Raw genomic sequence first — 12,484 nt, forward strand, 5'->3', positions numbered from 1 at the left:
AGAATCATTTCTTGTGCCCCAATGTTGAGGAAAAGTAAGTCCATAGGCTATAATTTTTATAATTTGTTGTAGGCTAATATGATAAAAGATATACCTGTTTTATATCTAAAAGGACTCAAAATCTTTAGTAATTTTGTATCTTCAAGGGGTAGTAGTTAAGAAGATATCGGTTAGTAAAGGAAGTAGATATGTATATAATATTTGATACGGAGACCACAGGTCTACCAAAGCGGTGGGATGCGCCAATTACAGATACAGACAATTGGCCTAGATGTATACAGATTGCTTGGCAACTGCATGATGAGATGGGTAATCTCATAGAGCATGCCGATTTTTTGATAAAACCAGATGGGTTTAACATACCCTATGATGCCGAGAAAATTCATGGGGTATCAACAGCATTAGCCGAAGAAGAAGGTATTCCCATTCAAGAAGCCTTAATCAAATTCAATGAAGCTCTAGCCAAAGCGAAATTTGTTGTTGGTCAAAATATAGGCTTTGATATCAACATCATGGGGTGTGAATTGTATCGTTATCAGGTGGAGTCGCCCATGGCTAGTATGCCTGTGTTGGATACTTGTACGGAGGTGACGGCTAATTTATTGAAAATTCCGGGTGGACGCGGTGGACGATTTAAACTACCCAATCTGACAGAGTTACATACCTTCCTTTTTGGAGTGCCATTTGCAGAGGCGCATAATGCGACTGCCGATGTGGAAGCAACGACCCGTTGTTTCTTGGAATTGGTCCGTCAAGAGGTCTTCACTTTGGAAGAACTTCAGCAGGACACCGGATATTTTGTTGAGTTCAGGAAACACAATCCAGAGCCTATACAGACAGTAGGACTGAAGCATATTAATTTAAAGCAGGCTTCGGATGAGATTCGATCAAGATTAAGTGAGGAGAGTAGGGAAAAGGTATTTGTCGATGCGGAGGCCGTTGCGGCGATGAAAGCTGCAACCTTTGTGCACTTACATAATCACTCCCAGTTCTCGGTATTGCAATCAACAATATCAATCGGAGGTCTAGTTGATGCGGCAATCAAGAATAACATGCCAGCTGTTGCATTGACGGATCATGGTAATATGATGGGGGCTTTCCATTTCGTAAGTCGTGTCATCGGACACAATAAAGAGGTTGAAGCGAAAAATCAAGAATTGATTGCTAATGGGGAGATTCCAACCGGGAAAATTATCACACCTATTGTCGGCTGCGAATTTTATGTTTGTGAAGACCATCTCGATAAAACTCGGAAAGACAACGGTTATCAAGTTGTATTTCTTGCCAAGAATAAAAGCGGTTACCACAACCTTGCAAAAATGGCATCCATAGCATATACTAAAGGTTTTTACTACGTTCCAAGGATTGATAAGAAGGTAGTCGAGCAGTATAAAGAAGATCTTATTGTTTTGTCTGGTAATTTGCAAGGTGAGGTCCCTAGTAAAGTCTTGAATATTGGTGAAAATCAAGCTGAAGAAGCTTTAGTATGGTGGAAGGAACAATTTAAAGGTGATTTCTATATAGAAGTCATGCGTCATGGACAGGAAGACGAAAGTCGTGTCAATGAAACGTTGCTTTCACTAGCCCGTAAGCATCAAGTTAAAGTGGTGGGGACTAATAATACCTATTATGTCAATAAAGCCGATGCTCATGCCCACGATATTTTGCTGTGTGTAAAGGACGGAGAGAAATTGTCGACCCCTAAGGGACGTGGAAGAGGTTTTAGATTTGGACTTCCAAATCAAGAATACTATTTTAAATCCACTGAGGAAATGAAAAAGGTTTTTGCCGATCTTCCAGAAGCCATTGTCAATATACAAGAAGTCATAGACAAGATTGAAATATATAAATTAAATCGTGACGTCTTGCTTCCTAAGTTCGAAATACCTGAGCAATTTCAGGTTGCTGAAGATAACGACGACGGAGGAAAGCGAGGGGAAAATAAGTTTTTGGCTCACTTAACTTATGTTGGAGCTACTAAGCGATATGCTGAAATTACCGATGACATCCGGGAACGATTAGATTTTGAATTAGCGACGATTGAAAAGACTGGATATCCAGGTTATTTTCTAATTGTCCAGGATTTTATTTCTGCAGCTCGTGAAATGGGGGTTTCTGTAGGGCCAGGACGGGGGTCGGCAGCAGGTTCCGCTGTTGCGTATTGCTTAGGGATCACCAATATCGATCCGATTCAATATGATTTGCTTTTTGAGCGATTTCTAAATCCGGATCGTGTATCCATGCCCGATATTGATATTGACTTTGATGATGAGGGAAGGGGGAGAGTCATGCAATACGTAATTGATAAATATGGCTCATCGCAAGTTGCGCAGATTATTACCTATGGTACAATGGCTGCCAAATCATCTATTAAGGATACAGCGCGTGTGCTTGATTTGCCTTTATCCGAAGCGAATGAGATTGCTAAACTTATTCCGAATCTGAAATTAAGTAAGATTTTCAACATGGGGGAGAAGGCATTGAAAGAAGCACTACGCGCAGAAGAATTGGAAGCTGTCAATAAACTCATATCCATATCAGAAGGTGCAGGTCTTGAGGCTGAGACTATCAAGCAGGCTAGGGTCTTAGAGGGATCAATGCGTAATACGGGGATACATGCTTGTGGCGTCATCATTACCCCGGATGACATCACCAACTTTGTACCTGTATCCTTGGCTAAAGATTCAGACCTATATGTCACTCAGTTCGATAACTCCGTGGTGGAGAGTGCGGGACTTCTCAAAATGGACTTTTTGGGGTTAAAGACATTGACGTTGATTAAAGATACAGTCGTCAACGTTAAGCTAAGACATGGTATTGACTTAGATCCGGATAATTTTCCAATTGATGATCAATTGACTTATGAGCTTTTCCAAAGGGGAGAGACTGTGGGAGTGTTCCAATATGAATCTCCTGGTATGCAAAAGCATATGAAGGATCTGAAACCTACTGTATTTGCTGATTTGATTGCAATGAATGCGTTATACCGACCGGGTCCAATGGAGTATATTCCTAGCTTTATTAAGCGTAAGCATGGTGTAGAGCCTATTATTTACGATTTGGATGCTTGCGAGGAATATCTAAAAGAGACCTATGGAATCACGGTTTATCAGGAACAAGTAATGCTCCTATCCCAAAAGCTGGCCGGCTTTTCTAAAGGTGATGCCGACGTACTACGTAAAGCGATGGGAAAGAAGCAGAAAGCTGTATTGGATAAGATGAAACCAAAATTTGTCTCCCAAGCAGTCGAAAAAGGGCATCATGCCAAAACACTAGAAAAGATCTGGACCGATTGGGAAGCATTTGCGAGTTATGCCTTTAATAAGTCACACTCCACTTGCTATGCTTGGGTTGCCTATCAAACAGCCTATTTAAAGGCACATTTTCCAGCAGAGTATATGGCTGCTGTACTGTCCAACAATATGAATGATATCAAGCAGGTTACCTTTTTTATGGAGGAATGCCGTAGAATGGGATTGGAAGTGTTGGGGCCTGATGTCAACGAGTCGCATTACAAATTTACGGTAAATGATCGTGGAGCAATTCGTTTTGGAATGGGCGCTGTAAAAGGTGTCGGTGCAGGAGCCGTAGACACTATTGTACAGACCCGTGAAGGAAGTCCGTATAAATCTGTGTTTGATATGGCCAAAAGAATAGATTTGAGAGCTGCTAATAAAAAAGCTTTTGAAAGTTTGGCCTATGCGGGTGGGTTTGATAGTTTTAAGGAAACCCATCGGGCACAATACTTTAATTCGGATACGGACAATTCAACAGGACTAGAGAAAGCTATAAAATTTGGCCAACGCTTTAAGGAAAATGAGAGTTCTGCTCAGGCCAGTCTCTTTGGTGGAGAAAGTAGTGCCGAACTGCCAGAGCCAGTTCTGGCCCCCTGTTCGCAATGGGGCTTGATTGAAAAGTTGAAGTATGAAAAGGATGTTATTGGGATCTATTTGACCAGTCACCCTTTAGATAATTATAAATTTGAAATTAAACACTTCTGCCAGAATATTGTAAGAGAACTCCAATTAATAAATAAAGTGAAGGCTTCTGAAGTCGAAGAAGAAGTATTGCTGGAATTCAATCGGATTAAGAATAAGGAAGTTATTATTGGTGGAATAATTGCTGTTGCGAATCATCGTGTTTCTAAGAATGGTAAACCCTTTGGGTCGTTGATCATTGAAGATTACTCCGATTCATTTGAAATGATGGTTTTTGGAGAAGATTATGTCAAATTTAAAGGATACCTTCAAGAAGGCTATTTCGTGCAGATACGAGGCTTGGTTCAAGAGCGATTTAGGCAGGTCGGGAATTGGGGCTTTGAGCTGAAGAGCATACAGTTGCTCTCGGATTTGAGAGACAAACTCGCCAAAAGCTTTACCGTACAAGTTCCTCTGCAGGTACTGAACGATGAGTTCGTACACAGTATGAAGGAACTCGTTTCAGCGACAAAGACCGAAGGTCAAGAGGCTAATTGTCAATTGAAATTCAAAATTGTCGATATCCAAGATGGCTTCAATATTGAAATGCCTGCAAAATCCATTAAAATTAATCTTACCAACGAGTTTCTTGATGGAATAGAGCAATTTGAAGGGGTCAATTATAGATTGAATTGATGATGTATAGTTATTATTTAACAGCCGAATGACAGGAAATTTGTTGATGATGCTTATATTTGTAAGCATAAAAAATAGAGTATAACTATAGTGGCTTGGTCACTGTTTAAAAAAAAATAATTATGGCATTAGAAATTACAGACAGCAATTTTGAAGAATTGGTATTAAAGTCAGACAAACCTGTGTTGGTAGATTTTTGGGCAGAGTGGTGTGGTCCTTGTCGTATGGTAGGTCCAGTTGTCGAAGAAATTGCTAAAGAATACGAAGGTAAAGCAGTAGTAGGTAAGGTAGATGTAGATAGCAATCCTGAAATATCTGTTCGTTTTGGTATCCGTAACATTCCCGCACTTTTGTTTTTCAAGAATGGTGAGATCGTTGATAAACAAGTAGGAGCTGTCCCTAAGTCAGTATTGACCGAGAAATTGAACAAACAATTGTAAAAACAAAAGGGGGTAGTTTAACTACCCCCTTTTGTTTTTACAATTGTTACGCTATGATAGGAAAATGAGATCTACCTCTATATCATAAAAGCACTTTGGGAGAAATGACATTCGAAAAACCGTGACAAGACTTTTTATTGATTTTTTTTCTTAAATATTCTTTACCTTTGCGACATCAAATAAAGCTATGAGTGACGCTATAAAACACGAGTGCGGAATCGCACTTATTCGATTGCTAAAACCCCTCTCTTATTATCAGGAAAAGTACGGCACGCCATATTATGGCATTAACAAGCTGTACCTATTAATGGAAAAACAACACAATCGTGGCCAAGACGGTGCCGGTATTGCGACCATTAAGTTTGATACTCAGCCTGGTAGTCGCTACATCAGTCGATATAGGGCGATGGGGGCATCTGCTGTTGCGGATATTTTTGAATATGTACAGAAGAAATTTGCTGCAGTGCAAAAAGCATATCCTAATGAATCTAAAGATACAACTTGGCTGAAGGAGCACGTCAGCTTCACTGGCGAGGTATTGCTAGGGCATCTAAGATATGGCACTCATGGGAAGAACAGTATAGAAAGCTGCCATCCTTTTCTTAGGCAAAATAATTGGATGACCCGTAATCTTGTCGTAGCTGGCAATTTCAACATGACCAATGTCGACGAATTGCTCCAGCAGCTTTATGAGCTTGGGCAACATCCCAAAGAGAAAGCAGATACCGTTACGGTATTGGAAAAAATCGGTCACTTCTTGGATGACGAGAATCAGGAGTTGTTTGATAAATTTAAACAGGAGGACTATTCTAATATAGAAATAAGTTCGTTGATTGCTAAAAATTTGGATGTTGCCAAGATATTAACCCGTTCAGCAAAAACATGGGATGGGGGTTACACTATTGCCGGTATTTTTGGGCATGGTGATGCTTTTGTGATGCGCGATCCTGCGGGTATTAGACCGGCATTCTACTACCAGGATGAGGAAATCCTCGTTGTGGCTTCTGAACGTCCAGTTATTCAGACGGCATTCAATATTCCTATTGGAAGCGTTAAGGAGATTAAACCTGGGCATGCACTTATTGCCAAGAAGGATGGCACTGTCACCGAAGAAATGTTCAGGCAGCCAGTTGAAAAGAAATCTTGTTCATTTGAACGAATTTATTTTTCAAGAGGATCTGATGCTGATATTTACAAAGAACGTAAGGAATTAGGACGTCTTTTATTACCTCAAGTATTAGATGCGATAGACTCGGATATCAAGAATACGGTTTTCTCTTTCATTCCAAATACAGCCGAAGTGTCATACTACGGCATGGTAGAGGGGGTGAATACATATGTTCGTGATTTGCAGAAGCAAGCGCTTTTGAATCGTGCTGATAAAATATCAGATAGCGAATTGGAAGAGGTATTAAGTATGGCTCCTCGATTTGAGAAGTTGAATGTAAAAGACGCTAAGCTTCGTACTTTCATTACACAAGATGCCGATCGTACCGACATGGTTCAACACGTATATGATACCACCTATGGAATCGTGCGTGATCATCAAGATACAATTGTTGCTATTGACGATTCCATTGTGAGAGGTACGACATTAAAGCAAAGTATCTTGACTATATTGGATCGGTTGCATCCTAAGAAGATAGTTATTGTTTCCTCAGCGCCACAAATTAGATATCCAGATTGTTATGGTATCGATATGTCTCGTATGGGTGAGTTCGTCGCTTTCGAGGCCGCCATCAACCTCTTGAAGCAAAAAGGAATGGCACATATCATTGACGAAGTCTATCAGAAGTGTTTAGCGTCATTGACCAAACCGAAAGATGAAGTTGAAAATTATGTGAAGGCTATTTATACACCATTCACGGATGATGAGATATCAACAGAAATCGCTAAAATCATCCGTCCCCATCATTTAAAAGCCGAAGTGAAGGTGATTTTCCAGACATTGGATAATTTACATCAGGCGATTCCTGATCATAAAGGGGATTGGTATTTCTCTGGTGACTACCCAACTCCTGGGGGAAATAAAGTTGTCAATAAGGCATTTATGAACTGGGTAGAAGGTAAAAATGTAAGAGCCTATTTTAGTAGTTAATACTATGATGTGGTAAATAAAAAGGGAGCTCATTAATAATGAAGCTCCCTTTTTATTGGGATTAAAGTCACCATTGATTTTGTTGGTATATTTTACTCCGTGTATTTGAGGAGAATTACACTTGATTATGTTTGAAATGCACGTTATTTGTGTCACACAGCCAGTATCTCTGAATTGTATCCACTATCAAACTTTATTTCCGTATTTTATTCAGAATAACCACGGAGTCATATCAGAGATAAGGTAAAATAGCAACCATTCAAAATCCATTCTAATGGATACTTCCTAAAGCTACCTTTTATCTACTTATAAAATGTTTATTCCTTTATCTCGCAGGTTTATTTTTTCTTCCTCGTCCCATATACTTACTTGCACTTCTCCAATATGTGCTTTCTTAAGCATAAACATACATACTCTTGATTGTCCTATCCCGCCTCCGATAGCCTCTGGAAGTTGGTCTTCAAGTAATAATCGGTGAAAAGTCAAAGATGCGCGGTCAAGGTTGTTGCGGAGCTCTAATTGATGTTGTAATGCCTTCTTATCCACCCGAATACCCATAGAAGACAATTCGAATGCTATATTCAGTGTTGGGTTCCAGACAAGGATGTCCCCATTGAGACCATTATGGCCATTTTCATTGAGCGTACTCCAGTCATCATAGTCTGCCGCACGGCCGTCGTGAGCCTTACCATTGCTAAGTTCGCCTCCAATTCCATATAAGAAAACTGCTCCCAAGTCCTTGGTGATAGCGTGCTCACGTTCTTTTGGTGACAGCGTAGGATAGCGTTGCAATAATTCTTCAGAAGAGACAAAGGTAATTTGTTCTGGCAAAATTGCTTTGATATGAGGGTATTGTCTTTCGACTTGTTGTTCTGTAAATTTTAAGGCCTCAAATATTTTGAGTACTGTCTCCTTTAGGAAGTTTAGATTTCGTTGTTCAGGACTGATCACTTTTTCCCAATCCCATTGGTCTACGTATATGGAATGGATAGGAGTGTAGTCTTCGTCAGGGCGAAGTGCACGCATGTCGGTAAGGATACCTTCGCCCACGTGCATATCCAATTCTTGTAAACGTAGTCGTTTCCATTTTGCTAACGAATGTACTACCACAGCTCTACGTTCTTCAAGTGCTTTTATTGGAAAAGCCACGGGTCGTTCTATGCCATTGAGGTCATCATTGATTCCGGTACCATCCAACACCACCAAAGGGGATGAAATAGGTATTAGGTTTAGATTGTGTTTGAGCTGCTGAGAAAAGGTATCCTTTACAAAGCTAATAGCAACCTCAGTTCTTAATAGTTCTCTTCCTTCCATGAAGTATAAATATTTATAAAAATTGGTCGTTCGTGATTGACCAATGTCTTATTCAAATGTTAAAGCCTAAATTCTATCTAATAAAGGAACAAAAATACCATTATTTAATGCAATTTAAAGTTTTATTGATAATATTATTTTGATGCAGGTCTATCATTGATTATTTTTTAATAAAGCTCCAGAAGTGGAGTTTTTTTGGTAATGATTAAATATAAAAAAAGCCGTTACAAAAAAGTAACGGCAATCCACATTAACCTGAACCATTTTATAAACCAGATCTTCAATTTTATGAGGTCAGTTTTACTTCTGTTCTTTAGGAACATTGTAATAGAACATCACTTCATTGTCTGTCAAAAACTATTCGATATACAAATGTACATCTTTATATATTACTAAATGGTGACTTATTAATAAAAAATGTATTTTTGTGACAATAAATTTGTATGTGCTTGTAAACTAAGTTGAAAAATTGAACCTGCAATCGAATCCAATGTTCCCAAAGGGTAATCTAAATAGCTTATGGGAGCTGTAATTAAAGTGTTGGAATTTCTTTTGTTAGGAAATACAAATTCATTTTGAGTTGCACAGAATCATGGCATGAACATTATAACAACCAGAATATGAATATAGATTTTAACAAAGCAACCTTCAAGGATTTTGAAAATATCCCAGGGTTTGACCTAGCCGATCGAGCAGAAGTATTTTATGATTTCCTTAAATTTATGAGGGACAACGGACACATGAACTATCGGTTGCGTACAGAGAGTGCCTGTGCACCTCAGATGGATGTTATCCTGACTGGAGAAACCAAGAGCCGTAATTATATAAGCTATGTGTCGAATGATTATCTAGGGTTTACACAGCATCCGAAAGTCAAGGCCGCAGCAATTGCTGGTATTGAAAAATTTGGTACTGGAGCTGGTGCATCTCCTCTGATTGGTGGACATTTTGAGTATCATGAACTCCTCGAGCAAAAGATTGCCGGCTTTTTTGGTAAACCTGCTGATTGGTCAACTATTTATACAACAGGGTATACCGCCAATAGCTCAACATTGATGTCGCTTTTGCAGAAAGAAGATTTAGCGATAGTAGACATGGCGGTGCATACTAGTGTACATGAAGGGTGTATATTGACAAACAAAAAGACATTTCCGCATAATAATTTGGAATCTTTGGAGCATATTCTTAAGTTAGCACAAGGGCAGTACCGCACTAAATTAGTGATTGTAGATGGCGTTTATTCGCAGGATGGGGATGTGGCACCGTTGAAAGAGATTTATTTACTAGCAAAAAAATACGGAGCCTATCTCATGGTGGACGATGCGCATGGTATTGGGGTTGTTGGCGCTACCGGGAGAGGTGTACTGGAAGAGACAGGTCTTTTGGACAAGGTAGATTTTATTACGGGTACCTTTAGTAAGACTTTTGGAAACATTGGTGGATATGTTATTGCAAACCCGAAGCTAACAGCATTTCTTAAGTTTCAGGCTAGACAACAGATTTTTTCAGCGACCTCCAATGCTTCTGCATTAGGGATTGTCAAGGCAATTGAGCTGATAGATGAAGAACCGATCTGGATGGATAGGTTGAGAGATAATATCCACCATTTTAAAAATGGATTAAAAGGGTTAGGTTTAGATGTGGGCAATACGCAATCTGCTATTATTCCAGTAAAAATAGGTGATCCGCATTTAACCGGAGATATTGGACGTATGCTGTTGGAACAGGGGATTTACACCAATCCTATTTTGTATCCCGCCGTGCCGAAGAAAGATGCCCGTATTAGGATGAGTCTATCTGCATCGCATACACGAGAACAATTAGATAAAACAATTGATGCTTTTGCATACATTAGCAAAGAATTGAATCTAGTACAAGTATAATATGGAACGAAAGATTGTTGATGGAGAGATCAGGAATAAGGAACGTACAAAGCAGAAGTTATTAGACGCTGTTGGGGAAATCCTTAGAACTGAAGGACATGCCAAGTTGGGAGTGAATAATATTGCAAATAGAGCTGGGGTAAGCAAGAAATTAATATATAGGTACTTTGAGGATGTGGATAATTTGGTGGAAACCTATGTGAAACAGAAGGATTACTGGCTCGCTTTAAATGATGGGATGTCTGGTTTAATTGAAAACAATAGTCACGATTTTGGAAAGGAATTGGCGGGAAGTTTTTTAGAGAATTTGTTTATGCATTTAGAGCACCTGCCCGAAACTCAGAAAGTGATTCTCTGGGAGATTTCTGAAAAAAGTAAAATCATGAAGGATATAAGTGAGGTTAGAGAAACGATTGGGAATGAGCTTTTCAAAATGACCGACCCTTATTTTGAAGGGTCGGATGTGGATTTAAGAGCCGCGTATGCGATTATGTTGGGCGGTATTTATTATCTCAATCTGCATGCTAACGCTACAGGAGGTACATTTTGTGAGATCGATACCAAATCAGATATTGGAAAAGCACGCGTCAGTAAAATGTTGCGAATGTTAATTGGTTACTGTTTTGATGATGCTGGAACTAAAAATAAATAACAATAAAAAAGCTCAATTATCTGGATTGAGCTTTTTTATTGTTATCTGTAAATAATTTGATAGAATGCTATTTAAAGCGATTACCCATAAGGTCGCGCTTGATTCCTATTAGTAATCCTTTCTCAAAATGAAGGTAATAAATGTGAAATTCTTTTTCTGATAAAGGGATTGAAAAATACCAGTTATTGGAATCGGACATTATGGGGTCAAATGCTTTCGCAGTGTTTTTATCAAATAAAGATATGCGTTGCAAACGGGGTGCATACTTGGGGATGGAGTTCAATTTTTGGAGCTTAGTGTATATAGTAGAAATTACATCGCCTACGGAAATCCTATTGGTTACAGATTCTCCAACAGGCCAATGGCTGAGTTTGTCACCATTGTTCGTCCATATGGATTTTATCTTGTCATCTTCGAAAGATACTTGGATACCTTTAGAAGTGCCTTTTGTCTCATCAAAAAGTAGTTGATTATATAAGTGGAGTCTATCCTTCAAATCTTGGACGTTTGTAAATATATTGGCTACGATTTGTAAGTTTTTTGAAGTCTGTTGTTCTTCCTGTATTTTTTGGACGGCCTGATAGACTACATGTGCTGTATTACCGATGGTCATCCCTTGCATATTGCCTTCAGAGATGCTGTCGGATTCGAGTACAAAGAGCGGCTCAGGCTCGGGACCAGTTGGGTCGACTCGAGGGGCGGTTTTAGAACAGGAGACCAGAGCCATCAATAAAAGCATAAAATATGTGTAGGTTTTTTTCATGTATTGGTTTCTTTAATAAGAAAAACGTTTACTCTGGGCGATGTGCTACAAATTATGCTATATATTTTATGACAGCATGTGTTCAAGCATATAGCGCTAACCCATTCGCGCATCTCTATCCTCACAATAATTGTAAAAAAAAAGCTTCACTGAAAAGTGAAGCTTTTTTTTTAGTGATCCCGCTGGGATTCGAACCCAGGACCCATACATTAAAAGTGTATTGCTCTACCAGCTGAGCTACGGAATCCTTTCTGTTTTTGAAAGTGATGCAAAGATAGGATTTTCTATCTTATCTTCCAAATAAAATTGTAAAGATAGGTGTTGAATGTACACTTTACTTTCTACAGATGCTGGTCGATTAAGATAGGATTGCCATCAGGGTCAACAACAATAAAACCAGCGGGGCCTGAACTTCCTTCATCGACCTCCTGCTGCGGGAAGATACCATCCTCTTTAAGACTCATCTGTATAGCTCTGACGTCATCAAAGGAATCGAGTGCGCGTGCATTGCTATCCCAACCTGGGTTGAAGGTGAGCATATTTCTTTCAAGCATTCCTTGAAACAGTCCTATTAAACTGTCTTCATTTTTCATAATCAGGTAGTTCTTGTCTAGATTGCCAGCAAATACCGAGAAGCCAAATTTTTCATAAAATTCTTTCGAAGCTCTAATGTCCTTGACATTTAAGCTGATGGAAAATGCACCAAGTTTCATATTCATTT

General features: G+C 39.2%; 8 protein-coding genes and 1 tRNA gene. 5 read left to right on the plus strand and 4 right to left on the minus strand.

Going from position 1 to position 12,484, the window contains the following annotated elements; all coding sequences use genetic code 11:
- The first annotated feature begins 188 nt into the window (after positions 1-188).
- The 3 genes from dnaE to OQ289_RS07805 all read left to right on the plus strand — a co-directional run bounded on the left by dnaE (position 189) and on the right by OQ289_RS07805 (position 7,151).
- On the plus strand, positions 189-4,613 hold the full coding sequence (dnaE, locus tag OQ289_RS07795) for a DNA polymerase III subunit alpha (RefSeq protein WP_270090157.1): 4,425 nt from the start codon (positions 189-191) through the stop codon (positions 4,611-4,613).
- A gap of 122 nt (positions 4,614-4,735) precedes the next feature.
- A complete protein-coding gene (gene trxA, locus OQ289_RS07800; protein WP_033565914.1) occupies positions 4,736-5,053 on the plus strand; it encodes a thioredoxin in 318 nt (105 codons plus the stop codon).
- A 187-nt stretch (positions 5,054-5,240) separates the two neighbouring features.
- Positions 5,241-7,151, plus strand: a complete 1,911-nt coding sequence (locus tag OQ289_RS07805) for a class II glutamine amidotransferase (RefSeq protein WP_270090159.1) — start codon at positions 5,241-5,243, stop codon at positions 7,149-7,151.
- A gap of 306 nt (positions 7,152-7,457) precedes the next feature.
- Here OQ289_RS07805 and asnA read toward each other — a convergent pair whose 3' ends face one another.
- Positions 7,458-8,465: an aspartate--ammonia ligase gene (asnA, locus tag OQ289_RS07810; protein ID WP_033565912.1), complete on the minus strand. Its 1,008-nt coding sequence runs from the start codon at positions 8,463-8,465 to the stop codon at positions 7,458-7,460.
- 620 nt (positions 8,466-9,085) lie between these two features.
- On the opposite strand from asnA, the gene OQ289_RS07815 reads away from it, so the two are divergent.
- The gene (locus OQ289_RS07815; RefSeq protein ID WP_270090160.1) at positions 9,086-10,348 is read left to right on the plus strand and encodes an aminotransferase class I/II-fold pyridoxal phosphate-dependent enzyme; all 1,263 of its coding nucleotides are present in this window, start codon (positions 9,086-9,088) and stop codon (positions 10,346-10,348) included.
- Position 10,349: 1 nt separating this feature from the next.
- Complete coding sequence (locus OQ289_RS07820; RefSeq protein WP_270090161.1) at positions 10,350-11,000, plus strand: TetR/AcrR family transcriptional regulator; 651 nt, start codon at positions 10,350-10,352, stop codon at positions 10,998-11,000.
- A gap of 67 nt (positions 11,001-11,067) precedes the next feature.
- On the opposite strand, the gene OQ289_RS07825 is transcribed toward OQ289_RS07820, so the two are convergent.
- From OQ289_RS07825 to OQ289_RS07835, 3 genes are all read right to left on the minus strand, one after another.
- On the minus strand, positions 11,068-11,763 hold the full coding sequence (locus OQ289_RS07825; protein ID WP_270090162.1) for a hypothetical protein: 696 nt from the start codon (positions 11,761-11,763) through the stop codon (positions 11,068-11,070).
- Positions 11,764-11,937: 174 nt separating this feature from the next.
- A tRNA-Lys gene (locus OQ289_RS07830) sits at positions 11,938-12,010 on the minus strand.
- Positions 12,011-12,104: 94 nt separating this feature from the next.
- Positions 12,105-12,482, minus strand: a complete 378-nt coding sequence (locus OQ289_RS07835) for a VOC family protein (RefSeq protein WP_270090164.1) — start codon at positions 12,480-12,482, stop codon at positions 12,105-12,107.
- Positions 12,483-12,484 lie beyond the last annotated feature (2 nt).

Origin of the sequence: Sphingobacterium sp. SYP-B4668, from assembly GCF_027627455.1 — a bacterium.
Lineage (GTDB): Bacteria > Bacteroidota > Bacteroidia > Sphingobacteriales > Sphingobacteriaceae > Sphingobacterium.